The sequence below is a fragment of the Sphingopyxis sp. Geo48 genome (genome assembly GCF_949769155.1).
Lineage (GTDB): Bacteria > Pseudomonadota > Alphaproteobacteria > Sphingomonadales > Sphingomonadaceae > Sphingopyxis.
Genome location: NZ_CATKPA010000002.1, coordinates 528052 through 553763 on the forward strand (window position 1 = coordinate 528052; position 25712 = coordinate 553763).

Sequence of the window (25712 nt, forward strand, 5' to 3'; positions counted from 1 at the left end):
GTTTCAATGCCAACCATTTTCGGCCTGTGGTGCTTGTTCGTCGACGAGCGGCAGGATAATCCGACCTGCCCACAAAGGAGAGATTGCGACGTGAGCGCACCAATATTGGGAACCATGATAAACCCCGACAGCGATGGCTTTCGCGCCAATGCCGCGCACAATCGGGCGCTGCGCGACGAGCTCTACGCCCGCGTCGCCGAGGCGGCGCTTGGCGGCAATGAAAAGTCGCGCGAGCGGCACACGAGCCGCGGCAAGCTGTTGCCGCGCGAGCGCGTCGAGCGGCTGCTCGATCCGGGCTCGCCCTTCCTCGAGATCGGCCAGCTTGCGGCGTGCGACATGTATGAGGGGGAGGTGCCGGGCGCCGGGATGATCGCCGGCATCGGCCGCGTATCGGGGCGGCAGACGATGATCGTCTGCAACGACGCGACCGTGAAGGGCGGCACCTATTATCCGATGACGGTGAAGAAGCATCTCCGCGCGCAGGAAATTGCCGAGACGAACCGCCTGCCCTGCATCTACCTCGTCGACAGCGGCGGTGCGAACCTGCCGCACCAGGATCAGGTGTTTCCCGATCGCGATCACTTTGGGCGCATCTTCTTCAATCAGGCAAATATGAGCGCCAAGCGCATCCCGCAGATTGCGTGCGTGATGGGAAGCTGCACCGCGGGCGGTGCTTATGTTCCGGCGATGAGCGACGAGACGGTGATTGTGCGCAATCAGGGTACGATCTTCCTCGCCGGCCCGCCGCTGGTGAAGGCCGCGACGGGCGAGGAGATCAGCGCCGAGGACCTGGGCGGCGGCGATCTTCATGCGAAGAAGTCGGGCGTGGTCGACCATCTTGCCGAGAATGACGAGCATGCGCTGACGATCGTCCGCGATATTATGGCGCACCTCTCTGGTCCGTTCTTGTCGAGCGAAGTCGAGACACCGGGAGGTCATGCGCGTGCGATAGGCATCTCGACTTCGCTCGATGCGAACGGGTTTAAGGAGCCAAGGCCGCCGAAATATGATCCGGAAGAGCTGTACGGGATCATCCCGCAGGATGTTCGCGCGCCTTATGACGTCCACGAGGTCATCGCGCGCATCGTCGACGGCAGCGAGTTTCACGAGTTCAAGGCGAACTACGGCAGCACGCTCGTCTGCGGCTTCGCGCATATCTGGGGCATCCCGGTCGCGATCCTTGCGAACAATGGCGTGCTGTTCAGCGAATCCGCGGTTAAGGGCGCGCATTTCATCGAACTGGCGCAGCAGCGCCGCATCCCCCTGCTCTTCCTCCAGAATATCAGCGGCTTCATGGTCGGCGGCAAATATGAGGCCGAAGGCATCGCCAAGCATGGCGCGAAACTGGTGACCGCGGTCGCGACGGCGACGGTGCCGAAGATCACCGTGCTGATCGGCGGCAGCTTCGGGGCGGGCAATTATGGCATGTGCGGCCGCGCTTACTCGCCACGCTTCCTGTTCAGCTGGCCCAACAGCCGGATCAGCGTGATGGGCGGCGAACAGGCGGCGTCGGTGCTGGCGACGGTGCACCGCGATGCCGACAAATGGACGCCCGAAGAAGCCGAAGCCTTCAAGGCGCCGATCCGCCAGAAATATGAGGACGAAGGCAATCCCTATCACGCGACCGCGCGGCTGTGGGACGATGGCATCATCGATCCCGCGCAGACGCGCGACGTGCTAGGGCTGGCCTTTGCTGCAACGCTGAACGCTCCGGTCGAAGACCGCGGGTTCGGCGTGTTCAGGATGTAATTCGGATGGATTTTCTGAAGAAGATTTTCGGCAAAGAAGGCAACGCCGCCGTCACTCCCGACGAACCGACGGAGCCGATCGTGCCGGTGCCCATTCCGCCGCTGATCAATCTTCTTTTCGATCTCGAAAAGAAGAAGGGAGTGCCGCTAACCGAAACCGAGGTCATCGAAATTCGTGACGGCGCAGTGTGCATGACGATGCGGATTAGCATGAGAGAGCAGCTTGCCGCGCAACGCGGCTATGCCGACATCGATCTAGAGAACCCTTGGCCGGAATGGCAAATCGTCCACCTGACAATGGAAGACCGCCTAAATGATTAAGTCTCTCCTCATCGCCAACCGCGGCGAGATCGCCTGCCGTATCATCCGCACCGCGCGCGAGATGGGCATCAGGACTGTCGCGGTCTATTCGGACGCCGACGCCAGGGCGCTCCACGTGCGCGAGGCCGATGAGGCCGTGCATATCGGGCCTTCGCCGGCGCGTGAATCCTATCTGGTCGGCGAGAAGATCATCGCCGCCGCCAAGGCGACCGGGGCCGAGGCGATTCATCCGGGTTATGGGTTCCTGTCCGAGAATGCCGAGTTTGCGCAGGCGGTCGCCGATGCGGGGCTTATATGGGTCGGGCCGAAGCCTTCATCGATCACCGCGATGGGGCTGAAGGACGCCGCGAAGAAGCTGATGGCCGATGCCGGGGTGCCGGTGACGCCGGGCTATATGGGCGAAAATCAGGATCCGACCTTTCTCGCCGAACAGGCCGCGCAGATCGGCTATCCTGTTCTCATCAAGGCCGTCGCGGGCGGCGGCGGCAAGGGGATGCGAAAGGTCGATGCCGCGGCGGATTTCCTAGACGCACTCGCCTCGTGCCAGCGCGAGGCCGCCGCTTCGTTCGGCAACGACCATGTGCTGATCGAGAAATATATCCTGACCCCGCGCCATATCGAGGTGCAGATATTCGGCGACACCCACGGCAATGTCGTCCATCTGTTCGAGCGCGACTGCTCGCTCCAGCGCCGCCATCAGAAGGTGATCGAGGAAGCCCCCGCCCCCGGCATGGACGAGGCGACGCGCGCCGAACTGTGCGCCGCGGCAGTGCGCGCCGCAAAGGCGGTCGATTATGTCGGTGCAGGGACGATCGAGTTCATCGCCGACGCCAGCGAGGGCCTGCGCGCCGACCGCATCTGGTTCATGGAAATGAACACGCGCCTGCAGGTCGAGCATCCGGTGACCGAGGAGATCACCGGCGTCGATCTGGTCGAATGGCAGCTGCGCGTCGCGTCGGGCGAGCCGATTCCGCTTCGCCAGGAGGATCTGGCGATCAACGGCTGGGCGATGGAAGCGCGCCTTTATGCCGAAGATCCGGCGAAGGGCTTCCTGCCGTCGATCGGCACGCTCGAGTATTTCGACCTAGGCGGATACCGCATAGATACGGGCGTCACAGTCGATGACGAAATATCGCCCTTCTACGATCCGATGATCGCGAAGCTGATCGTGCATGCCGACAACCGGCAGGAAGCCATATGGGATCTGGAGGCAGCCTGCCGAACCGCAGACGTCTGGCCGGTCCGCACGAATGCCGCATTTCTCACGAAGATCCTGAACGAACCCGATTTCGCTGCCGGGCAAATCGACACCGGCTTCATCGCCGCGCACCAGGAACGCCTGACCGATCCTCCCGAACTTTGCGAGGAGGCGTTGGATGTCGCCGTACATCTGCTGCTCGACGGGGACACAGGCATTGGTGGACTTGAAATGTCGGGCCTACGTTTGAATGCTGCTCCCGTCAGGCGGGTTCTTCTTGATATCGATGGCAACAAACGCGAGGCGATCATTCCGGACGACTGGAGCGAATATGCCAATTATATGGCCCGGGCCTATTGGGACGGCAGCAAACTGATAAAGTTCGACGAGGGCCATGCTTTCGTGACGTCGCTTTACGAGCCCCGCGGGACGGGCACTGGCGGCAGCGCTGGCGATGGCGCGATCCTATCGCCGATGCCGGGCAAGATCATCGCGGTCGATGTTGCGGCGGGCGACAAGGTCACCAAGGGGCAGAAGCTGCTGACCCTCGAGGCGATGAAGATGGAGCATAGCCTCACCGCGCCTTTCGACGGGGTGGTGGCCGAACTCAATGCAGCCGCAGGTGCACAGGTGCAGGTCGAAGCGCTGCTCGCGAAGATCGAGACGGCGGAATGAGCGACCTGATCCTCCGTGACGCGACGGCCGCAGAGCTACCGGCCATTCTTGCGATGCTCGCCGAGGATGTGATCCCGCCGGGCCGTGAAGCCGACCCGTCCGATCCACGGTACATGGACGCGTTCGCGGCGATCGATGCCGACCCCAACCAGCGGCTGATCGCGGCGGAACTCGACGGCAGAGTCGTGGGCACGATGCAGCTCAGCTTCCTGCCTGGGCTTTCCTTCATCGGAAGCTGGCGCGGGCTGATCGAGGCGGTACGGATTGCCGCCGACCTGCGCGGGCAAAAGCTCGGCGAACAGATGATCCTGTGGGCGGTCGAGCAATGCCGCGCGCGCGATTGCAAGCTGGTTCAGCTCACATCGTCGGCGAAACGCACCGACGCGCATCGCTTTTACGCCCGGCTCGGCTTCGTGCCGAGCCATGTCGGCATGAAATTGCATTTGAGGGACTGACAATGGCAGGCAAGTTTTTCGACGAGTGGCAGATCGGCGAGACGATCACGCACGAGATCCGCCGCACGGTGACCGAGACCGATAATCTGCTGTTCACCACGATGACGCATAACCCGCAACCGCTGCACCTCGACATCGAGGCGGCGAAGGCGTCGGAGTTCGGGCAGATCCTCGTCAACGGCACCTTCACTTTCAGCCTGATGGTCGGACTGTCGGTCGGCGATACGACGCTCGGCACGCTCGTCGCGAACCTCGGCTATGACAAGCTGGTGATGCCGAAGCCGGTGTTTATCGGCGACACGTTGCGCGCCGAGACCGAAGTCATCGGCCTGAAAGAGTCCAAATCGCGTCCCGGATCGGGTATCGTGACCTTTCTCCACCGCTGCATCAACCAGCGCGGCGAAATCGTCTGCCAGTGCGAGCGGGCCGCGCTGATCAAAGGAAAGGCCGCCTGATGCGCCTGCGCTCACTCCTTTTCGTTCCCGGGGATCGTCCCGAACGCTTCGCCAAGGCCGCAGCATCGGGCGCCGATGCGATCATCCTCGACCTGGAGGATTCGGTGTCGCCCGCCAACAAGGAAGCTGCACGCGCGGCGGTCGCCGAATATCTGGCCGGGGAACGCGAGGTCATCACGTTGGTGCGCGTCAATCCACTCGACGGCCATATGACCGCCGCTGACGTCACGGCAATCGTCGGTGGACGGCCCGACGCGATCATGCTGCCCAAGGCCGAAGGCGCGCCCAGCATCCAGCAACTCGACACGATTCTGCGCAGCGAATCCGCGCGCGACGCCTCGCTGCCGCCGATCCTGCCGATCGCGACCGAAACCCCCGCGGCGATCTTCACGCTCGGCAGCTATCGCGAAGTGAAGGATCGCCTCGTCGGCCTGACCTGGGGCGCGGAGGACTTGCCCGCTGCCATCGGCGCGACGACGAGCCGCACCGAGGATGGCAGCTACACGTCACCCTATGAGATTGCGCGCGCGCTCACGCTGTTCGCGGCGCACGGCGCGGGCGTCGCTGCGATCGACACGGTGTTCCCGGCGATCAAGAACGAGGCCGGGCTTGCCGCCTATGCCGCCAGCGCGCGGCGCGACGGCTTTACCGGCATGATGGCGATCCATCCTTCGCAGGTCGAACCGATCAACGCCGCCTTCACCCCCGCCGACGAAGAGGTTCAGCGCGCCCAGGCGATCGTCGATGCCTTCGCGGCCAACCCGGGCGTCGGGGTGCTGCAGGTCGACGGCAAGATGGTCGATGCGCCGCACCTTAAACAGGCACAGCATATATTGTCGCTGGCGGACTAGGCTTTTCGCCGGAAAGGCCGGTGCCGCCGCATCCAGTCACGACCGCGATGCCAGCTTTTCCTGAGGCCGCGTTCGGTCAGGCTTTCGAACATCGCATCGGGGCTCGTCGGATCGAGCAGTTCGTTCTCGGCAATGAACTCGTCCATCGGACCCGGCGAAACGAGGTCGAGCAGTTCGAGCGAGCGCCCCTGGCCGCGCAATCCCTCGATCGTCCCGATCAGCGAACCGCTGGCTTCGAACCGGCGCGCTACCTCTAGCGGATCGACACCCAGATGCTCGGCGATCAGCGATTCGCGCAGGCGGCGAATGACCGGCTCGATGCCGTGATTGGCCGGCAGCGCCGCGTCGATGGTCACGTCGCACTCGCTGTCGAGCCCCATCGAACGGTTGTTCAGATTGGCCGACCCGACACGGATCGCCCGATCGTCGACGATTGCGGTCTTGGCGTGAACGTAAATCGCCTCACCGCGCTTGGTGCGCGGATAATAGACCCGCAGCCGGTCGCCGTGTTTCGCCTTGGCGATTTCGCGCACCAGTTGCACGCGCGCGGCGTCCATCGCCATCTGCTCGAGCCAGCCGTCGGCGGTTTCCGGCATCACCATCACGAATTCCGGCGGATCATCCTCGTTGAGCCGTTCGGCGATGGCGGCGGCGATCTTGCCGCAGGTGAAATATTGATTCTCGAAATAGATGAAGCGCTTCGCGGCGGCGATCATGTCGAGATAAAGCTGCTCGACCTCGCGGATTTCCTCATAGCCGTCATACTCGGCGCGGGTCCGCGAGATCGCAACGTCGACACCCCCGAAATCGGCCTCCAGATCGTCGGGCCACCCCTCCCCTGATCCGTTGATTTCGCGGAGCGGCTTCTTCGTCGCGCGCTGCCAGCGTTCGTTACCCAGATCGGCAAGCGCATTGCCGACCGGCCCCGAGAGCAACATCGTGCTGTCGTGCCAGGGCATATAGGGCTTTCCGTCGGGGGCCGTCCGATGCAGATCGTCGTCCTTGTGCCCCCGCGTGTCCCAGCGTCGCGCCCCGACGTCGATGCCGCCGCATACCGCCAGATGGTCGTCGAAGACCGCAACCTTCTGATGATGACTGCACCCGACCGGATGCGCGCTGTCGAGCCGGAAACTGATCGAGCGCGTGATCTTCCACCGCGCGATCATCGCGACGATGCGCGGCATCGCGAACTGCTTCAGTCCCCCGAAATTCCAGCGGAGGATGTCGATGTCGCGGTCAGGACAATCTTTTGCGAGGCGCAGCAGATAGTCGCCAAGCGACTCGCCGTTGCCGTCCCTGTCGGGCTTCAGCGCGATCCGCGGATCGAAATCCCAACCGATAAGCAGGATGCGCTCCCTGGCATCGGCCATCAGCCGTTCAAGCAGCGCATAATAATCGGCAGCATCGACGATCATCCGCGCCTTGTCGGCGCGTTCGATCCGCCAGCAGTTGCGGCCTTCAATGACGATCGGGACGAGGTCGCTCATCGCCGCCTCCACGCATGGCGGCGGCGATGGTTGCAAAGGCGCCGGTCAAGCCGCGAAGAACTGCTCCGGCGTCAACGTCATCATCGCCTCGCTGCCCGCTTCGATCTTGCGGCGCAGCGCGCCGGCGTCGGGAACAAAACGTTCACCGAAGTGACGCGCAGTGACGAGCTTCGCTTCAAGGAAAGCCTTGTTGCCTCGCCCGTCGTCCAGCGCCTTCTGCGCCGCTTCGGCCATGCGCAGCCACATCAGCCCCAGCGCGACGATCCCCATGATGTGCATATAGTGATGCGCGCCCGCGCCGATGTTATTCGGGTTCGTCATGCCGTTCTGCATGAACCACATCGTCGCGGCCTTGAGTTCGCCGTTCGCCTTTTCAAGACGGCTCGCGAAATCCGCAAACGCCGGTTTGTCCTTCGCCGCGGCGCATTCCGTGTCGACGATGGCAAAGAAGGTCTGGATCGCGCGGCCGCCGTTCTGCGCAAGCTTGCGGCCGACGAGGTCCATCGCCTGCACGCCGTTCGCCCCTTCATAGATCATCGTGATGCGGGCATCGCGGACATATTGCGACATGCCCTGTTCCTCGATGTAGCCGTGACCACCGAACACCTGCTGCGCGTTGGTCGCGACCTCATAGCCCTTGTCGGTGCCATAGCCCTTGATCACGGGGGTGAGCAGGCTGACGAGATCGTCGGCATGCTGGCGCTCTTCCTCGGTCTCGGCGACATGCGCGAGGTCGACCTGCAGCGCACCCCACAAGCAGAGCGCGCGCAGCCCCTCGACAACTGCCTTGCCTTCCATCAACATGCGGCGCACATCGGGGTGGACGAACAGGGGGTCCGCCTTTTCCTGGGGATCCTGCGGCCCAGTCAGCGCGCGGCCCTGGCGACGGTCGTGCGCATATTGGACCGCGTTCTGGAATGCGATGTCGGCCTGTCCCAGCCCCTGGATGCCGACGCCGAGGCGCGCGGCGTTCATCATCACGAACATCGCGGCAAGCCCCTTGTTCTCCTCGCCGACCATCCAGCCCTTCGCGCCATCATAGTTCATCACGCAGGTCGAATTGGCGTGGATGCCCATCTTGTGCTCGATCGAGCCGCACTGGAGCGTGTTGCGCTGGCCCAGCGAGCCGTCTTCGTTGACGAGGAATTTGGGTACGATGAAGAGCGAGATGCCCTTGACGCTGTCGGGTGCATCGGGCGTCTTCGCGAGGACGAGGTGGACGATATTTTCGGTGAGGTCATGCTCGCCCGACGAGATGAAGATCTTGGTGCCGGTCACCGCATAGCTGCCGTCGGCATTCGGCACCGCGCGGGTGCGGATGAGGCCGAGATCGGTGCCGCAGTGCGGTTCGGTGAGGTTCATCGTGCCGCCCCACTCGCCCGAAATCATCTTCGGGACATAGGTCGCCTTCTGCTCCTCCGATCCCTTGACGAGGATTGCCGCCACCGCCGCCTGAGTAAGGCCGGGGTACATCGAAAAGGCCTGGTTCGCTGCCATGCGATATTCCTCGACCGGGAAACCGATGATGTGCGGCAAGCCCTGTCCGCCGAATTCCTCGGGCTGGGTCAGCGTCGTCCAGCCGGCGTCGCAATAGGCCTTATAGGCCTCCTTGAACCCCTTCGGCGTCGTGACCGATCCGTCTTCGTGTCGCGTGCAGCCCTCCTGATCGCCCGAATAGTTGATCGGGAACAGCACTTCTTCGCAGAATTTGCCCGCTTCGGTCAGCACCGCCTCAATCATGTCGGGGGTCGCATTGGCGAAGCCTGGCAGGTTGGCGTAGCGCTCGACGCCGAGGACGTCGTTGATCAGGAAGAGCGTATCCTGGATGGGGGCGCGGTAGGCGGGCATGACTCATCTTTCTGGAAAGCGGGGTTAGCAATATCTCGTCCGGGGAGGCGCGAGAGTCGAGGCTCAGCGCACTTTCTGACTGGCGTCGACCTTTTTGACCATATCGATGAAGCGCGTCAGTTCCTCGACCGCACTGTCGATATCGTCGCGCTGGCGTTGCAGCAGGTTGATGCGTTGCTCGCATTTCTCGATCGTCACCTGGCGCTGCAGCCTGCGGCCGTCACCGACGTCGTACAGATCGATCATCTCGCGAATGTCGGCAAGGCTGAAGCCGGTGCGCTTGGCGCGCAGGATCCAGGCGAGCCGAGCACGGTCGCGCTTCGAATAGATGCGCGACAGGCCGCGGCGCGACGGGCTGATCAGCCCCTCGTCCTCGTAAAAGCGAAGCGCGCGGGCGGTGACGCCGAATTCGGTCGACAGGTCGGTGATACTGAACTGGTCGCGGCCGAGATGATCGGGCGTATCGATGTGGGCGTGGCCGTATTCTTCGGTCATACGGGCCAGAATAGTTTCCGTTGACGTGAACGTCAAGGGCGGGAGGTGCCGGGAATCGGCGCGTCTCAACTGCCGCACGGTTGGATCATATTGCCGCGCGGATCCGCGACCTGCAAGCGTTTCGCGTCCTCCTCGGACCAGCTTGCGCGCGGCAGCCGCAACCCGGACAGCGACGCACGGGCGGAGCAGATCGTCTGGCATTGCGCGGGCAGGCTGCCGGGCAGTCGGAGTTCGTCCTCTTCCTCATGGACCAGCGCTTCGCACCCCTCGGCGTCCGCGAAGCGCATCCGCCATCCCTGCCCCTCGCGCACGATCGTCCCGCGCGCGGCGCAGCGCAGGCCAGGACCGAAAGACGCAGACAAGGCAAAGCGCCATTGACCCGCGCCGTCGGGCACCACGCACATCGCGTCACGCCCGAGTTCGTGCGAACGTTCGAACACGCCCGTCGGGCTGGCTGTATCGGGTCGCACGATCCCGCGCTCGCGCGCAGCCAGTTCGAGCAGGCTGTTCGCGTCGACCGTCCGGTCGCTGTCCGCCTGCGGGTGCCGATCGCAGCCCGCGAGCAACAGCGCGCCGAACAGGAAGGCGGCACGCACCCTACGCATCGTCGTGGAGAAAGGTCAGGCCACCATCTGCCTCGACACGGCGATAGAAGCAGGAGCGCCGGCCCGTGTGGCAAGCGGCCCCCGCGGGCGTTACGCGCAGCAGCAGGGCATCCTGATCGCAATCGACGCGCATCTCGACCAGCGTCAGTCCGTTGCCCGAGGTCTCCCCCTTGCGCCACAGTGCTTGCCGCGAGCGAGACCAGAAATGCGCCTGCCCGGTTTCCTGGGTCAGCCGGATCGCTTCGACATTCATATGCGCGACCATCAGCAGCGTGCCCGTCGCGGCATCGGTGACGATCGCGGTGACGAGACCGGCGGGGTCGAAGCGCGGCTGGAAGCGGTCGGTCGTATCGGCTTTCTGGTCCATGGTGGGCCTTTAGAGCAGCTTTGCTGCGCTTGTCACCCATCGGGGTCTGCCCTGTGACAATCATGTGAAGTTTGGGGGGCGACATTTGCGGCAAGCCTCCCTATATGCGCCCCAGTCACTGCCCCCGCCCCTTGGCCCCTGCCCCTGGAATGTCATGCTGACGACCCACCCTTTCGATGACGACAAGCTCCGCGAGGAGTGCGGCGTATTTGGTATTCACGGCGCCGAGAGCGCCTCTGCGGTCGTGGCGCTGGGTCTCCATGCCCTGCAGCACCGCGGCCAGGAAGCCGCGGGTATCACCGCCTTCGACGGCAAGGATTTCCATACGCATCGTGCGATGGGTCATGTCGCCGGCAATTTCGACCGCGACGACATCATCCGCCAGTTGGACGGCGCATCGGCGATCGGCCACGTCCGCTATTCGACGACCGGCGAGACGGCGCTGCGCAACGTCCAACCGCTGTTCGCCGACCTGTCGACGGGCGGTTTCGCGGTCGCGCATAACGGCAACATCTCCAACGCGACGGCGCTGAAGAAGATTCTCGTGCGACGCGGTTCGATTTTCCAGTCGACCAGCGATACCGAGGTCATCATTCACCTCGTCGCGACATCGAACTATCGTACCCTGCTCGATCGCTTCATCGACGCGCTGAAGCAGGTCGAGGGCGCCTATTCGCTGATCTGCCTGACCGCAGAAGGGATGATCGGATGCCGCGACCCACTCGGCATCCGCCCGCTCGTGATCGGCAAGCTCGGCGACGCGCACATCCTTGCATCCGAAACGGTGGCGCTCGACGTCGTCGGCGCGGAATTCGTCCGCTCGGTCGATCCGGGCGAGCTGGTGATCATTCGTGATGGCCAGCTTTCGTCGCACCGCCCCTTCGCCGAACGCTCGGCGCGACCGTGCATCTTCGAATATGTCTATTTCTCGCGCCCCGATTCGATCGTCGACGGCACCAGCGTCTATTCGGTGCGCAAGGCGATCGGCGCCGAACTCGCGCGCGAGAACCCGGTCGAGGCCGATCTTGTCATCCCGGTGCCCGATTCGGGTACGCCTGCCGCGATCGGTTATGCGCAGGAATCGGGCATTCCCTTTGAACTGGGGATCATCCGCTCGCACTATGTCGGCCGCACCTTCATCCAGCCGGGCGACAAGGTTCGCCACCTGGGCGTGAAATTGAAGCACAATGCGAACCGCGCGCTGATCAGCGGCAAGCGCATCGTGCTGATCGACGATTCGATCGTTCGCGGCACGACCAGCCTGAAGATCGTGCAGATGATGCGCGATGCAGGTGCCGCCGAGGTGCATATGCGCATCGCCAGCCCGCCGACCCAGCACAGCTGTTTCTATGGCGTCGACACGCCCGAGCGCGCCAAACTGCTCGCGGCGCAGATGACCGTCGGGCAGATGGCGAATTTCATCAACGCCGACAGCCTGTCCTTCCTGACGATCGACGGGCTCTATCGCGCGCTGGGCGAGGCGCGGCGCAACGACGACGTCCCGCAATATTGTGACGCCTGCTTTACGGGCGATTATCCGACCACGCTGACCGATTTCGACGAGCAAGCGGTCGATGACCAGTTTTCGCTGCTTGCCGAGCGCGTTGTCTAACGGAGTGATCATGGTATCTGAAGATTTGGCGGGTCAGGTCGCACTCGTGACCGGGGCGAGCCGCGGTATCGGCGCGGCGATCGCCGAAGCGCTTGCAGCCCGCGGCGCGCATGTCGTCATCACCGCACGTACTCCGGGCGGGCTCGAGGAACTCGAAGACCGGATTCACGAAGCCGGCGGCAGCGCAACGATCGCGCCATTGGACCTGACGGACGGCGACAGTATCGCGCGGCTTGCCACCGCGATGGCCGAACGTTGGCAGCAGCTCGATATGCTCGTCCTCAACGCGGCGATGCTGGGCACGCTGACCCCGGTCGGCGCGATCGACGGCAATGAATTCAACAAGCTGCTGACGCTGAACCTTGTCGCGCAGCAGGCGCTGATCGCCAATTTCGATCCGCTGCTCCGCCGCGCGCCGGGTGGCCGCCTGCTCGCGCTGTCGAGCAGCGTCGCGCGCGATCCGCGCGCCTATTGGGGCGCCTATGCCGCGTCGAAGGCGGCACTTGAAGTGCTGGTGACGAGCTATGGTGCCGAGATGCGCAATATCTCGAACGTCCGCACCGCGATTCTCGATCCCGGCGGCACGCGCACCCAGATGCGCGCGCGCGCTTATCCGGGCGAGGATCCGCAAAGCATCAAGGATCCCGCGGCCGTCGGCGAATATGTCGCGAAGCTGATGATCGCGGGCTTCGACAGCACCGCTTTCCATGCCTTGCCCAAAGTGATGGTCGATGCTTAACGCGATCTTTGCGTTCGGCCGTTAGGTTTCGGCCCGAAATATCTGGTCAAAGGCACGGTTATGGGTCGCAACATCCTGCGGACGGTCGCAGCAACCATCGTGGGGATCGTCGTCGCTTTCGCGCTGCTATGGCTCGCGCAATATGCGGGAAACGAGCTGTCGCCCGACGTCTATGACCTCGAAACCGGGGAGGTGCTTATCCCCCTCGCATCGACCATCGCCCTGTTGATCGGCTGGTTCGTCGGCACCTTTGGCGGAAGCTGGCTGGCGATGCGCATCTCCGCCAGCGCAAATTCCGGATGGACCGTCGCCGGGGCGGTGATCGGCGCCGGGCTCTATCGTGCCGTGACGCTGGCCGACACCTGGTGGATCATGGTGCTGGGCATCGCCATACCGCTTGCGGCGGCGTGGCTCGCCCAGCGCGCGGCGACGACGGCTCCCGTCGCCGCCTGACCCCGCTTATTTCGCCGCTTCGCGGTCGATCGCAGCCTGCACCGCCTTGTAAAAGGCCTCGCGCGCCTTGCCGACGCCTTCGGGGTCGGTCGCGGTCGGCCAATTGCCGTTCGAGGCAATCACGAGCCTGCGTTTCGGGTCGATGAAGATGCCCTGACCGAAAATTCCCTGCGCGGCGAAGCTGCCATCGTCGTTCGTCCACCATTGATAGCCATAACCGCGGCCGGGAATGTCGATCCCCGCCTGTTTGGTCGTCGCCGCGGCGAGCCAGTCGTCAGGCAGAACCTTTTTTCCGCCCGCGACGCCGCCGTTCAGGATGAACTGGCCGAAGCGTGCATAATCCTTGAGGCTCGCCGACATGCAGCAGCCGCTGATCTCGTGCCCCGTCGGCCCGAGCATCCAGACGCCGTCCTGCTCCATGCCGAACGGTTTCCAGACCTTCTCTGACAGATAATCCGAGAGTGTCTTGCCGGTCGCGCTCGACACCAGCACGCCGATCAAATTGGTCTCGCCGGTCTTGTACACCCATTTCGACCCCGCCGGCGCTTCGCGCGGCAGGGTCTTCATATAGCTGACCGTTATGTCTTCGCCCGGCACCGGCTTTTGCAGATTGAACTGCGCGACATCGGATTTGGGATCGGTATAATCCTCGTTCCATTTGACGCCCGAGGTCATCGTCAGCAATTGCCGCACGCTGACATCGTCATAGGCCGAGCCCCTGAGTCCCGGGATATAGACGGTAACCTTGTCGTCCAGGCTCTTGATATAGCCGTCCTTCACCGCCGCGCCGACAAGGGTCGAAGTGAAGCTTTTCGCCACCGAAAAGCTCGTCCAGCGGCCGGAGGCGCCATAGCCGAGCGCATATTTCTCCAGTCGCACCTTTCCGTCCTGGACGATGATCAGCCCCGCGTTGCGCTGCGCCGCCATATGGGCGTCGACATCGAGCCCGAGGTCGATCGGCTTGCCTTGCGGCATGGGATAGGCGCGACCGCCCGCCTTGATCGTGTGCACGACGACTTTCGGGACCGTCTCCATCGTCCGGAAGGCGGTGTCACGCTGGTCCTGGCTCCAAAACAGCACATTCAGATCCTTTGGCAGATTGTCGGTCGCCCGAGCCGCGGTGGTTTGCGTGGGTGCGGGGACAGCTATCCCCACGGCTGCGCACAGCAGCGCGCCTGCCAAAAATCTTCGCATTGCCTTCTCCCTGCTTGTTTTCAGGCTGTTTTTTCGAGTGTCACCTGCGCGACGTCGATACCGCCGCCGCGAAAGCCCCCCTCACAATATTGAAGATAATAGCGCCAGAGCCGCACGAAGCGGTCGTCAAACCCTGCCGGCAGGCGCCCGTCGGACACCGCGGCATCGAACCGCTCGCGCCACTGGCGCAGCGTTTCGGCATAGCCGAGCCCGAAATGGAGAACGTCGCGCCACACAAGCCCCCGCTCCTCGGCCAACGCGCGGAAACGGCTTTCGGAAATCAGGCAGCCGCCCGGAAAGATATAGGCCTGGATGAAGTCGGTACTGGCCGCGTAACGCTCGAACAGCGCGTCGCTGATCAGGATATACTGGATCGCCGCGCGGCCACCGGGGCGCAACAGGCGCGCGATGGTGTCGAGATAGACGGGCCAATAGGCCTGCCCGACCGCTTCGACCATCTCTACGCTCGCGATCGCGTCATAGGGGCCCTGCGCATCGCGATAATCGCAGAGCTCGATCCGCGATCGCCCCGACAGGTCGACCGCGTGCAGACGCCGATCGGCAATCTCGGCTTGCGACGGTGAGAGGGTAATCCCGGTGTAGATGACGTCGTGCCGCTCGACCGCGCGTTCGGCAAGCGCCCCCCAGCCGCAACCGATCTCGAGCAGGCGCCCGCCCGAGCGCAGGTCGAGCCGGTCGAGAATCGCATCGAGCTTCGATGTCTGCGCCTCCTCCAGCGTCTGCCCTGCATCGGCGAAGAGCGCGCTCGAATAGTTCATCTGCGCATCGAGCCACAGGCTGTAGAAGTCATTGCCAAGGTCGTAATGCGCGTGGATGTTCCGCCGCGCCCCGGTGCGATTGTTGCGGTTGAGGAAATGCGATGCGCGGTTGAGCCAGTGCAGCGGGCCGCGCGACCGCCCCGCATTGCCGAGCGTCTCGCCATTGCGCATGAACAGGTCGAACAGCGGGACCGGATCGGGCGAACTCCACTCCCCGGCCTCCCAGGCGCGGTACCACCCAACCGAACCCGACAGCACAAGCCGCACGAGCGCGGCCCAGCTTTTCAGGTGGACGATCGCGGTCGGCCCCTTGCCGCGACCGCCGAGGATGCGCACGCTGCCGTCGGGCAGATGACCTTCGAGCGTGCCATAGGCGAGCCCGGCGTCGATGCGGTCTAGCTGGCGGTGGAAAAAGTTCGCCGGCGCAAGCGCCATCAGGCGCGCCAGCCCCCCGCCGGTGCGAAACGCCCGGTCTGCGCGCAGTAGCGCCTTGCCGCGGCGGGGACTGACATGCGTGTTCATATACCGCTTTCTGCCGCAAAAGCAGCGGCCTGACAATCGGTTGTCGCGAGCCTTCATGGCGTCACAAGCCGCCGAGGCAGGCGTGCGAGCCTTTTGATTCCCAGAGATTTTATTGCGATAGGCGGCAGGATGAACGCGCGCCTATTCGACAATAGTTGCTGCGCGGGGATCCTCCACGCGGACCGTAAAACGGTCGCGCGCTACCGGCTGCATATAGCGCTGGTCATGTAGCACGATCGCGCTGCCCTCAGTTTCTGCGACGGGCATCCGCGACCAGAAGAGGAAGGCGAGCGCGGCAGGGTCGTTCTTTACCCACGCCCGGAGTCGTAGATCGCTCATCCCGTCTGGGATGCCGGGCTCGACCGTACTACCGGAACCCAGTGCATAGGCGCCGCCGCCGTAGTAGCCGTCGCGGCGCCAGGCGATGTCGCGCCTCCAGAACGCCAGCGGCGGCGGGCTGGCGACAACGAGCGCACCGTCTTGCCCCGCCTTTCGCAACAATTCGGCCGCCTGCGCTTCGGCGCGGCCCGTCATCAGCCCGTTGGTAAAAATATAGACGCAGACGGCGGTAAAACCGACCCATGCCGGGCGCTGCCAATTCGCCGTCCCGCGCCGTTCGCGGCGCAGCGACAGCCACAGCGACAGGCCGAGCGCGATCCATATCCAGAGATCGATGATGAACAGCGTATCGCCGTAGTACCAGCGATGGCTGAACGGCTCGAGCAGCCGGATGCCGTAATTGTTGAGCCAGTCGAGCGCCGGATGGCTGAGACAACCGATATAGGCGAGCGCGAGCAGCCAGCCCCTGTCGATCGGCAATCGGTTCGCGGGCCGCGTGCGTCGTCGTTCCTGCCCGCGGTCGAAGGCGATCATCAGAGCCCAAAGAGCAATAGGCAGAAGGACGAGCGCGATCGGCCCGTGCGTGATCCCGCGCCGCATCGACAGCGACTCGATGCCATAGACCGCACAGGCCGCGTCGATGTCAGGCAGGTTCGCCGCAATAATTAGCGTCGGCACGGCTAGCCCGGTCCTTTTCTTGAGACCGAGCTGACCGAGTACCGCGCCGACGAGGCTGTGCGTCAGGTTGTCCATCCGGGCCTATAAACCCGACCGGCAAGCCCTTCGCAAGACGTCAGAGTTCGGGACCGCCCTCGGTCACCGTCCAGGTCTGCCCCTTCTTGAGCAGGCCTTGCAGATCGGCCGTCTTGCCTTCGCTCGCCGCCTTGTTCTGGCGGACGACGTCGGCCTCGAAAGTCGGGCGCGGATCGTCGTAAAGGACGCCGAGCGCCATCGGGAATTCGCCGAAGCGCATTTCGACGAGCATGTGCGCGACGCTGCGGTTGGTCACGTCGTGGACGATCACGCCCGCTTCTTTCCAATCGCCATCGATGACGTCGACGGTCTTGAGGTGCAGTTCGTCGGCGTCGAGCGCGATGCCCTTGGTACCTTTGGCGTAAAGCATGGGTTCGCCCTGCTTGAGCCAGAGCTGGCGATCTTCGGCGCCCTTCGGTGCGGCGAAATCCTCGAACACGTCCTTATTGTAGACGATACAGTTCTGGAAAATTTCGATAAAGGCCGCGCCCTTATGGGCATGAGCGGCCTTCAGCACGTTGGGCAGCTCTTTCGATACGTCGAAGCCGCGCGCGACGAACCGCGCACCGGCGCCCAGCGCGAACGCCGCAGGCTGCGCCGGACGATCGACCGAGCCGTAAGGCGTCGACGGGCTTGTCGTGCCGACGCGGCTGGTCGGTGAATATTGCCCCTTGGTGAGGCCGTAGATCTCGTTATTGAACAGCATGATCTGGCAATCGAGATTGCGGCGGATGAGGTGCATCGTGTGGTTGCCGCCGATCGAGAGCCCGTCACCATCGCCGGTGACGATCCAGATATCGAGGTCCGGATTGGCGAGCTTCAGCCCCGTCGCGAACGCCGGCGCACGGCCGTGGATCGTGTGGAAGCCATAGGTTTCCATATAATAGGGGAAACGCGACGAGCAGCCGATGCCGCTGATGAACACGGTGTTCTCGGGCGCGGTGCCGATTTCGGGCATCGTGCGCTGCACGGCTTTGAGGATCGCATAGTCGCCGCAGCCGGGGCACCAGCGAACTTCCTGATCGGTTTCCCAATCCTTGAGCGTGGTCGTCCGCGCGATGGTGGTCATCTCGTTCATTTCGTCTTCTTCCCAGAATCTTGCCAAAGCTGACGGGCTTGGATCAACGAAAACTGATTTGCGCCTCCGGCCAAATCAGGCTGGTTCAGTTGGACGGGATCATCCTCCCAATTGCAAACTTCGCAAATCTCATAACTGCCCTGCTCGGAAAACTCGAACTCGCTGCACACAGGACATATGTGCGGGCCCGCAGCCAATTCCACATTGACCGCCGCATTAAAATACTCGGTGCTGGTGACCGTCGTCACGCCAGCGCCTCCTCGATCGCGGCCTCAATTTCGGCGATGGTGAACGGCTGGCCCGACACCTTGTTTACGGGCTTCGCGTCGACCAGATACTGGTCGCGCAGCACCGTCTTGAGCTGGCCGGTGTTCATTTCGGGCACGATCACCTTGTCATAGCTCTTGAGCAGCTCGCCCAGATTGGCGGGCAGCGGCCAGATATGGCGGATGTGGACATGGCTGACGTCGGCGCCCTCGGCGCGCTTGCGGCGCACCGCCTGATGGATCGGGCCGAAGGTCGACCCCCAGCCGACGACCGCCAGCTTGCCCCCCTCGGCGCCGAGTTCGACCACCTGGTCGGGCACCTTCACGCCATCGACCTTCGCCTTGCGGATATCGGTCATCGCCTGATGGTTGTCGGGCGCATAGTTGATGTGGCCGGTGTCGACTTCCTTTTCGATGCCGCCGATGCGGTGAAGCAGGCCGGGCGTGCCGGGCTTGACCCACGGGCGCTTGAGATTCGCGTCGCGGCCATAGGGCTTGAACCCGCCCTCGGGCACTTCGGTCAGAAACTCGACCGGGAAATCATCGTAGCTCTCAAGATCGGGCACCTTCCACGGCTCGGCCGCGTTGGCGATATAGCCGTCGGTCAGCAGCATCACCGGGGTCATATATTGCACCGCAATGCGGCACGCCTCGATCGCGCATTCAAACGCATCGCCGGGCGATCGCGCGGCAATCACCGGCATTGGCGCGTCGCCGTTCCGGCCATAGACCGCCTGATAGAGGTCCGATTGCTCGGTTTTCGTCGGCAAGCCGGTCGAGGGACCGCCGCGCTGCGAATTGACGATGACGAGCGGTAGCTCGGTCATGATCGCGAGACCCATCGCCTCGCCCTTCAGCGCGATGCCCGGACCCGACGAGCTCGTGACGCCGAGCGAACCGCCATAGCTCGCGCCGATCGCCGAGCAGATCGCCGCGATCTCGTCCTCGGCCTGAAAGGTCGTGACGTCATATTCCTTGAGCCGCGACAGGTGATGCAGGATCGCCGATGCCGGGGTGATCGGATAGCCGCCGAAGAACATTGGCAGTTTCGCAAGCTGCGCGCCCGCGACGAGACCAAGCGCGATCCCCTCGGCGCCCGTCAGCGTGCGATAGAGGCCCGGAGCGACGGGCGCGGGATCGACATGATGCTGCTTGAGCGGTCCCGCAAGCTCGGCGGTCTCGCCATAGGCATGGCCGGCGTTCAGCGCCGCAACATTGGCGGCCGCAAGGTTCGGGTCCTTCGCGAACTTGCCGTTGAGCCAGTCGATCAGCGGCTGGCGGTCGCGGTCGAACATCCAGAGCGCGAGCCCCAGCGTCCACATATTCTTGCAGCGTAGCGCTTCCTTGTTGCCGAGGCCGAAGGGTTTCACGGCATCCATGGTGAGCTGACTGATATTCAGCTTGAGCAACTGCCATTTCGCAAGGCTGCCGTCGTCGAGCGGGTTCGCGTCATATTTCGCCTTGGCGAGGTTGCGGTCGTTGAATTCGCCCTCGTCGGCGATGATCAGGCCGCCCGGCTTGAGCTGCGGAACGTTGGTCTTGAGCGCCGCGGGGTTCATCGCGACGAGTACGTCGGGCGCGTCGCCCGCGGTCTCGATCGCCGAAGACCCGAAATTGATCTGGAAGGCCGAGACGCCGAACAATGTCCCTTGCGGGGCGCGAATCTCGGCTGGAAAATCGGGGAAAGTCGCAAAGTCGTTGCCGGCAAGCGCCGACGACAAGGTAAACTGACCGCCGGTCAGCTGCATCCCGTCGCCACTGTCGCCTGCAAACCTGACTACAACTGCATCCGAAAGGGGGGACTGCCGATTGTCGGCCCGGTCCTCTACCGCTGTCGCCATTTTTCGTATCTGCCTTTGAATCTTGCGAACCTGTGACATTGGCCTAGGCCTGTACGGCACGAGCCGCAATTGAGAAAAAATTGTGCGCCGCAAAGCGGCAGGACGTGGTCGGTTTCGATTTGCGATTGAATTTGGCTGGCCGATGCCGAATATCCGGACGGCAGAAAACAACAAAGGGATGGACAGGATGACCGACGGCACGACCCACTACACCCGCCCCGACGTGGCCGATTTTCTCGCCTTCCTCAACGCGCAGGAAGGCCCCAAGATGGAGGAACTGCCTGCCGCCGGCGCGCGCGAGATGTTCCGGGTGATGACGCAAATGGCCGATTCTCCACGCGGCGACGTTGCGAAGGTCGAGGACCGCGTCATTCCGGGACCGGCGGGCGAGATTCGCGTCCGCTTCTATGACAATCGGCCCGATCGCGCGCCGGGACCGGTGCTCGTCTTTTTCCACGGTGGCGGCTGGGTGATCGGCGACCTCGACACGCACGACGCCTATTGTGCGGAAGCGGCGCGCATTCTCGACATTCCGGTAGTCGCAATCGACTACCGCCTGGCGCCCGAGCACCCCTTCCCCGCCGCCCCTGACGATTGCGAGGCCGCGGCGCGTTGGGTCGCCGACAATATCCCATGCACCGGGCTTGTGCTGGCAGGCGAGAGCGCGGGCGGCAACCTCACCATCGTCACCGCGCTTGCGCTGCGCGACAATCCCGCGTCGAAGCCGGTGATCGCGATCCACCCGATCTATCCCGCCGTGACGACCAGCGACGACTGGCAAAGCTATCGCGATTTCGGCGAAGGGCATCTGCTGACGGAGAGCAGCATGACCTGGTTCTCGGGCCACTATGCCCCCGACCCGACCGACCGCCGCGCCGCGCCGCTCGATTTCCCCGCGGAGGGGATGCCGCCGACGCTGCTCATCACCGCAGGACTCGACCCTCTCCGCGATCAGGGCCGCGCTTATGCGGCGAAGCTGATCGAGGCGGGCGTGCCCACGACCTATCGCGAAGCGCGCGGCACCATCCACGGCTTCATCAACCTGTCGCAGGGCATTCCGAGCGCGAAGGCCGATATTCGCGATGCCTTGACAGTGCTCAAGGCTATCGTCACCGAAGCCAGTGCATGAGTGACGACAATCTCCCCTACCGCCCCTGCGCCGGCGTGATGCTCGCGAACCGGGACGGCCTCGTGTTCGTGGGCCAGCGGCTCGATTCGTCCGAGGACGCCTGGCAGATGCCGCAAGGGGGAATCGATCCGGGCGAGGATGCCGAGGAAGCGGCGATCCGCGAGCTTGGCGAAGAGACAGGCGTCCATGGCGGGCTGGTCGAGATCATCGCGCGCAGCAAGACCGAGTATTTCTATGACCTCCCCGATCACCTCATGGGCAAAATGTGGGGCGGCAAATATCGCGGCCAGCGGCAGCAATGGTTCCTGATGCGCTTCATGGGCGAGGACAGGGATGTCGATATCGCAACCAAGCACCAGGAATTCCGGGCGTGGCGCTGGGCCGAGCTCGATGAGCTCGAAATGCTGATCGTGCCGTTCAAGCGCCAGCTCTATCGCGCCGTGGTCGAGGAATTCCGCTCGCTCGTCTGATCGCGGAGGATAAGCGCGGTACGGAACACATCGGCAAACATCGGCGGCGTCAAGCGCCCGGTGTTCGTATTGTAGCGCGAGCAGTGGTAGCTATCGACGAGATACCGTCCATCGGCCAGCGCATGGACCGCACCATGCGCGAAAGGGTAAGCCGCCAGTCGCGCACCGGCAGCACGAAGCGCCGCGTCATGCGCAATTCGGCCGAGCGCGATGATGACCCGCAGATTTGGCAAAGCGGCGAGCTGCCGCTCGAAGAAGGGGCGGCAGCTCGCGATTTCGGCGGGCGTCGGCTTGTTCTGGGGCGGCAAGCATTTGACGCTGTTGACGATAATCGCCCCTTGAAGGCGCAGCCCATCGTCGACGCGCGCGTCGTAAATGCCCTCACTCAATCCGAACTCGGCAAGCGTCGCGAACAACAGGTCGCCAGCATAGTCGCCGGTAAATGGACGCCCCGTCCGGTTCGCCCCATGCTTTCCGGGCGCGAGGCCTGCGAACGCGAGCCATCCATCTGGATCGCCAAAGGCGTAAACCGGGGCGTTCCACCAGTCGGGATGATCGACCCGACATTGGCGCCGAAACGCGACAAGCCGCGGACAGCGCAGGCAATCGCGGGACGGCTCGGTTCCCGGCAAGGGGCTTACAATCTCCACGCGGCTGCGATAGGCGCTCCGCCATGACCAGCGCAACGCCCCTTGCTCTATATGCCATCGGCCTCGGCTCAAACCGACGCCATGCGCGCCATGGCGATCCGCGCCACATTCTGGTCGCGGCGCTCGCGGCGCTCGAAAGCGAAGAGATCGAGCCGGTCGATGCCAGCCCGATCATCGCCAGCGATCCGGTGGGGCCGTCGCGCCGGCGCTATGCCAACGCCGTCGCGCTCGTCGCCTCGCCGCTCACGCCGCCCGAAATGCTCGCCCGGCTGCGCGAAATCGAAGCGCAGTTCGGCCGCCGCACCGGCCAGCGCTGGAGCGCGCGGACGCTCGACCTCGATATTCTGCTCTGGTCGGGCGGCGCGTGGAGCGACGCCGACGTCACCGTCCCGCACCCCGCAATGGCCGAGCGCGCCTTCGTTCTTGGCCCGCTCCGCACCGTCGCCCCCGAATGGCGCGATCCGGTCAGCGGGCGAACGGTCCGCCAACTCGCCGCACGCCTGATCCGCGCCAAGCCGGTTGACCGGAACGCCGAGGCGCACTAGGGCGACGGCTCTCTTCGGGCGTCGACGCTTTCGGCGCCACGATGGGCCCTTAGCTCAGTCGGTAGAGCAACTGACTTTTAATCAGTAGGTCGCTGGTTCGAACCCAGCAGGGCTCACCATATTTCGCAGCTACGGCGCGGGCGCCTTTTCGATCAGCTTCAGGCCAAGCATCGTCGCGTTGACGACCGCTTCCTCGCGGCTGCCCGCGCGCAATTTGCGCATCACATTCTTGAGGTGCCATTTCACCGTTTCGGGCGCGAGGTGCAGCGTTCGGGCGATTTCCTTGTTCGACTCGCCGACATTGAGCGCGCTGAGGATTTCGATCTCGCGCTCGGTCAGGAACGAAAATGCCTCGCCGGGCGCTGCGCTGTATCCGCCCTCGAGCGCGGGGTTGCGCCGTGATGGTTCGGCCAGTTTCAACAATGCGAGAAAACAGTCGGAGGAATAGGCTTCGCTGCAGAAATTCTGCACCGCCCGCACGCCGGTGACGTCGAGGACATCGACGATTGTACGCCGGAAGCCGCGGCTCGCCGCATGGTTGAGGAAGCGCACCGTTTCAAGTTCGACCATCTTGTCGCAGCGCCCGCTGAGTTGCGGCAGGATATTGAACAGCGTCGCGCTCGCGCGCAGTTCGGCGCTGTCGCTGCTCGACGCAAGTCGCAGCAGCCGGTCGGCGACGGTGGTGAGGCGCGGTCGGTCTCCGTTCGCAATGGCTTCGTAGGCGCGCCATTCCGACAGCAGGGCAAAGGCCCGCCCCTGCGCGGAAAGCGGGTCGATTATGGCGCGTTCCTCTTCACCGATCGCCACGACGGTCTCGGCATCGATCGTCTGCGGCAGGCGAAGCCGCGCGCGTTCGACGATGCACAGCGCCTTGAGCGGCGCCCAGTCGCGGCGGAAGGCGAGCAACTCGGCCCGGTCGATCAGCGATGCGGCGCGATCGCCCTGCCCTGCACTCGCCGCAACACGAATAGCGACCAAGAAAACGTCGATCAGCGCATCCTGAAAAATGCTGCCCTCGAGATGCGGCAACGCTTCGGCGGCAAGATCGGCCGCATCCTCCAACGCATCCCGTTCGTAGCAGGCCCGCGCAAGCGCTGCATTGATGAAGGCCGATGCAAGATCCGAACCGCCTTCCCGCGCCTTCGCTTCGCGCAGCAGCCGTTCGACTTCTCCCAACTGCCCTTGCGCGCGCGACACGCGGGCCTTCACCCTTGCGGCGAGCGCACCCGGCAGGTTGAGCGCCCGCCCGGCACCGTGCAGCATGACGGGACGCAGCGCATCGTGAACAAGCCCGAAAAGGCCGCGGCTGGCGGCGCCATCGGCCAGAGCGACCCTGACCATATCGGTGACGAAATCGTCTTCCTCTGCCGACGCGGCCAGCAACCGGTCGCTCGCCTCGACGATGTCGTCGGGCCGGTCCTCGGCATAGGCACGGCGCAGCAGCTGGAGCGCGCGCGCCTCATCCGGTCCCGCAAGGTCGGTCGAGCCGCTTTCGCCGCGCAACAGCGCAAGCCAGGCGCGTGCGCTTGCAAGACGCGGCGCCGCAGTGACCGTCTCCGGCGGCAGCTGGTCGATCCAGGCCGCCAGGCGATCGATCGCGCCACTCCTGATCATCGGCATCGCAAGGTCGGCGATGAGCCCCGCCGCATCGTCAAGATCGCCGCAGGCGAGAAGCTGGTCGACGGCGTCGGCTGTTCTTCCGTTTGCCGCGTAATAGCGCCCGGCGACACGGTGCAGCTGTAGCGCGTTCGCCGGATCGAGCCGAATCTTCAGCGCCGCCCTCAGGGCGGGGAGGATACCAAATCCGCCGTCGCCGTCCGCTTCCAGGAAGGGCGAATGCGACGCGAGGTCGCTAACAGAAGTCGTGCTGTCGCCGCCGGCCAGCAGCAGACAGAGCGCTTCGTCGAGCCGGGGCGCCACGGCGCTCCGCACCAGCATCTCGCGCATCGGGGCGGGCAACTCGTCGACCACCGGATCAACGATCGCCGCAAAGCGCCGTGCGAGCGGCCGCCAATCGCCCGCCGTTGCCATCGCGCGCAGATCGCCGCCAAACTGGGCCGCCATTCGCACGCCCGCGGGCCAGCCCAGCAGGAAGCGATTGAGCGCGCGCGCCTCGTTCGCATCGAGCGCGATGCCCGACGCGGCGAGGAACTGCTGGATAGCGGTATCGGAAAGCCCGAGATCGGTGCGTCCGATCGCCAGCGCCATGCCGCGCGCCTCCACATCGCCAAGCGGGATATCGGGTCGAGCCCGGCCGACGACCAACAGCCGCAGCCGGTCGGGCGGGTGCTGAACAAGCCGGGCGAGCATGTCGCGCGCCACGGGATCGGCAAGACGGTCGGCATTGTCGGCTACGAACAGCAGGGGACGCGGGTCCGCGTCGATGAGCCTCGCCAGTGCGTCGGCGCTCGCCGGCGCGCCAATGTCCTCCGAAAGATCGAGCCCAAAGGCGGCGAGCAGCATCGCGGCATCGGTTTCGGCATCGATCGACAACCACGCCGTCCGCCATCCCGCAGCGACCGCTTCGGTAAACAGCGTCGCGCACCATGCCGTCTTCCCGTACCCGACGGGGGCGCAGACGATGCCGATTTCATGCTGGAACAGCTTGTCCAGCCAAACCCGCTGCGTCGCCAGTCCGACAAGGTCGGCGGGAAAGCGGGGAGGCGCCGAATGGCGGGGACGCAAAGCGGATGCGCCTTCGTTCGGCACGGCCCGCAGGCGCGGTTTGGCGATATTCCCCGATCCCTGTTGGACGGTCATTCTGCCCCCCATCTATGATCGGAAGCTATCGCTTTGGCCATTCGGGGGCAAGCGGCAGGCACCTACCCCCCCATCGC

Annotated in this window: 25 protein-coding genes and 1 tRNA gene; 13 read left to right on the forward strand and 13 right to left on the reverse strand. The window is 64.3% G+C overall.

Going from position 1 to position 25712, the window contains the following annotated elements:
- Positions 1 to 114 precede the first annotated feature (114 nt).
- The 6 genes from QOL79_RS09365 to QOL79_RS09390 are packed head-to-tail and all read left to right on the forward strand — an operon-like array spanning position 115 to position 5703.
- Positions 115 to 1749, forward strand: coding sequence for a carboxyl transferase domain-containing protein (locus QOL79_RS09365; RefSeq protein WP_502957482.1), 1635 nt, complete (start codon positions 115 to 117; stop codon positions 1747 to 1749).
- 5 nt (positions 1750 to 1754) lie between these two features.
- A complete protein-coding gene (locus QOL79_RS09370) occupies positions 1755 to 2069 on the forward strand; it encodes a hypothetical protein (RefSeq protein WP_283419420.1) in 315 nt (104 codons plus the stop codon).
- Positions 2062 to 3942 carry an acetyl/propionyl/methylcrotonyl-CoA carboxylase subunit alpha gene (locus QOL79_RS09375; protein WP_283419421.1) on the forward strand — a complete coding sequence of 627 codons (1881 nt, stop codon included), beginning with the start codon at positions 2062 to 2064 and terminating at the stop codon, positions 3940 to 3942. The genes QOL79_RS09370 and QOL79_RS09375 overlap by 8 nt, the downstream gene beginning before the upstream one ends.
- Entirely contained in the window at positions 3939 to 4397 is a 459-nt protein-coding gene (locus QOL79_RS09380; protein ID WP_283419422.1) for a GNAT family N-acetyltransferase, read from the forward strand. The genes QOL79_RS09375 and QOL79_RS09380 overlap by 4 nt, the downstream gene beginning before the upstream one ends.
- Before the next feature lie 2 nt (positions 4398 to 4399).
- Positions 4400 to 4852, forward strand: a complete 453-nt coding sequence (locus tag QOL79_RS09385) for a MaoC family dehydratase (RefSeq protein ID WP_058455797.1) — start codon at positions 4400 to 4402, stop codon at positions 4850 to 4852.
- Entirely contained in the window at positions 4852 to 5703 is an 852-nt protein-coding gene (locus QOL79_RS09390; protein ID WP_058455796.1) for an HpcH/HpaI aldolase/citrate lyase family protein, read from the forward strand. The genes QOL79_RS09385 and QOL79_RS09390 overlap by 1 nt, the downstream gene beginning before the upstream one ends.
- On the opposite strand, the gene QOL79_RS09395 is transcribed toward QOL79_RS09390, so the two are convergent.
- The 5 genes from QOL79_RS09395 to hisI form a co-directional block, all read right to left on the reverse strand.
- Positions 5700 to 7190: a phospholipase D-like domain-containing protein gene (locus QOL79_RS09395; protein WP_283419423.1), complete on the reverse strand. Its 1491-nt coding sequence runs from the start codon at positions 7188 to 7190 to the stop codon at positions 5700 to 5702. The genes QOL79_RS09390 and QOL79_RS09395 overlap by 4 nt on opposite strands.
- Positions 7191 to 7235: 45 nt before the next feature.
- Positions 7236 to 9038, reverse strand: a complete 1803-nt coding sequence (locus tag QOL79_RS09400) for an acyl-CoA dehydrogenase C-terminal domain-containing protein (protein WP_283419424.1) — start codon at positions 9036 to 9038, stop codon at positions 7236 to 7238.
- Between the two features lie 63 nt (positions 9039 to 9101).
- On the reverse strand, positions 9102 to 9533 hold the full coding sequence (locus tag QOL79_RS09405) for a MerR family transcriptional regulator (protein WP_058455793.1): 432 nt from the start codon (positions 9531 to 9533) through the stop codon (positions 9102 to 9104).
- A 65-nt stretch (positions 9534 to 9598) separates the two neighbouring features.
- Positions 9599 to 10138, reverse strand: coding sequence for a hypothetical protein (locus QOL79_RS09410; protein WP_283419425.1), 540 nt, complete (start codon positions 10136 to 10138; stop codon positions 9599 to 9601).
- The gene (gene hisI, locus QOL79_RS09415; RefSeq protein ID WP_283419426.1) at positions 10131 to 10505 is read right to left on the reverse strand and encodes a phosphoribosyl-AMP cyclohydrolase; all 375 of its coding nucleotides are present in this window, start codon (positions 10503 to 10505) and stop codon (positions 10131 to 10133) included. The genes QOL79_RS09410 and hisI overlap by 8 nt, the downstream gene beginning before the upstream one ends.
- A gap of 154 nt (positions 10506 to 10659) precedes the next feature.
- Between hisI and purF the strand changes: the two genes are divergently transcribed.
- From purF to QOL79_RS09430, 3 genes are read left to right on the forward strand one after another with little or no spacing between them, the layout of a single operon-like run.
- Positions 10660 to 12117 (forward strand): amidophosphoribosyltransferase, encoded by a 1458-nt coding sequence (purF, locus tag QOL79_RS09420; RefSeq protein WP_215350911.1) that lies wholly within the window; start codon positions 10660 to 10662, stop codon positions 12115 to 12117.
- Positions 12118 to 12127: 10 nt separating this feature from the next.
- Positions 12128 to 12856, forward strand: a complete 729-nt coding sequence (locus tag QOL79_RS09425; protein ID WP_283419427.1) for an SDR family NAD(P)-dependent oxidoreductase — start codon at positions 12128 to 12130, stop codon at positions 12854 to 12856.
- Positions 12857 to 12916: 60 nt separating this feature from the next.
- Positions 12917 to 13309 carry a hypothetical protein gene (locus QOL79_RS09430; protein ID WP_282948073.1) on the forward strand — a complete coding sequence of 131 codons (393 nt, stop codon included), beginning with the start codon at positions 12917 to 12919 and terminating at the stop codon, positions 13307 to 13309.
- 6 nt (positions 13310 to 13315) lie between these two features.
- Here QOL79_RS09430 and QOL79_RS09435 read toward each other — a convergent pair whose 3' ends face one another.
- The 6 genes from QOL79_RS09435 to QOL79_RS09460 form a co-directional block, all read right to left on the reverse strand.
- Positions 13316 to 14389 carry a serine hydrolase domain-containing protein gene (locus QOL79_RS09435; RefSeq protein ID WP_283419428.1) on the reverse strand — a complete coding sequence of 358 codons (1074 nt, stop codon included), beginning with the start codon at positions 14387 to 14389 and terminating at the stop codon, positions 13316 to 13318.
- A gap of 134 nt (positions 14390 to 14523) precedes the next feature.
- Positions 14524 to 15804, reverse strand: a complete 1281-nt coding sequence (locus QOL79_RS09440; RefSeq protein WP_282948069.1) for a class I SAM-dependent methyltransferase — start codon at positions 15802 to 15804, stop codon at positions 14524 to 14526.
- Positions 15805 to 15945: 141 nt separating this feature from the next.
- Entirely contained in the window at positions 15946 to 16896 is a 951-nt protein-coding gene (locus QOL79_RS09445; protein ID WP_282948067.1) for a metal-dependent hydrolase, read from the reverse strand.
- Between the two features lie 40 nt (positions 16897 to 16936).
- Complete coding sequence (locus QOL79_RS09450; protein ID WP_282948065.1) at positions 16937 to 17974, reverse strand: 2-oxoacid:ferredoxin oxidoreductase subunit beta; 1038 nt, start codon at positions 17972 to 17974, stop codon at positions 16937 to 16939.
- Complete coding sequence (locus QOL79_RS09455; protein ID WP_197410153.1) at positions 17971 to 18222, reverse strand: CPCC family cysteine-rich protein; 252 nt, start codon at positions 18220 to 18222, stop codon at positions 17971 to 17973. The genes QOL79_RS09450 and QOL79_RS09455 overlap by 4 nt, the downstream gene beginning before the upstream one ends.
- Complete coding sequence (locus QOL79_RS09460) at positions 18219 to 20081, reverse strand: 2-oxoacid:acceptor oxidoreductase subunit alpha (RefSeq protein WP_058455783.1); 1863 nt, start codon at positions 20079 to 20081, stop codon at positions 18219 to 18221. Before QOL79_RS09460 ends, QOL79_RS09455 begins: the two co-directional genes overlap by 4 nt.
- A 187-nt stretch (positions 20082 to 20268) precedes the next feature.
- On the opposite strand from QOL79_RS09460, the gene QOL79_RS09465 reads away from it, so the two are divergent.
- Both QOL79_RS09465 and QOL79_RS09470 read left to right on the forward strand, forming a co-directional pair.
- A complete protein-coding gene (locus tag QOL79_RS09465) occupies positions 20269 to 21210 on the forward strand; it encodes an alpha/beta hydrolase (protein ID WP_283419429.1) in 942 nt (313 codons plus the stop codon).
- On the forward strand, positions 21207 to 21680 hold the full coding sequence (locus QOL79_RS09470) for an RNA pyrophosphohydrolase (RefSeq protein ID WP_058455782.1): 474 nt from the start codon (positions 21207 to 21209) through the stop codon (positions 21678 to 21680). The genes QOL79_RS09465 and QOL79_RS09470 overlap by 4 nt, the downstream gene beginning before the upstream one ends.
- On the opposite strand, the gene QOL79_RS09475 is transcribed toward QOL79_RS09470, so the two are convergent.
- The gene (locus tag QOL79_RS09475) at positions 21641 to 22330 is read right to left on the reverse strand and encodes a uracil-DNA glycosylase (protein ID WP_204992885.1); all 690 of its coding nucleotides are present in this window, start codon (positions 22328 to 22330) and stop codon (positions 21641 to 21643) included. The genes QOL79_RS09470 and QOL79_RS09475 overlap by 40 nt on opposite strands.
- A 23-nt stretch (positions 22331 to 22353) precedes the next feature.
- On the opposite strand from QOL79_RS09475, the gene folK reads away from it, so the two are divergent.
- Entirely contained in the window at positions 22354 to 22875 is a 522-nt protein-coding gene (folK, locus tag QOL79_RS09480) for a 2-amino-4-hydroxy-6-hydroxymethyldihydropteridine diphosphokinase (protein ID WP_204992886.1), read from the forward strand.
- Positions 22876 to 22918: 43 nt separating this feature from the next.
- A tRNA-Lys gene (locus tag QOL79_RS09485) sits at positions 22919 to 22994 on the forward strand.
- Between the two features lie 10 nt (positions 22995 to 23004).
- On the opposite strand, the gene QOL79_RS09490 is transcribed toward QOL79_RS09485, so the two are convergent.
- Complete coding sequence (locus QOL79_RS09490; RefSeq protein WP_283419430.1) at positions 23005 to 25635, reverse strand: LuxR C-terminal-related transcriptional regulator; 2631 nt, start codon at positions 25633 to 25635, stop codon at positions 23005 to 23007.
- Positions 25636 to 25712: the final 77 nt, after the last annotated feature.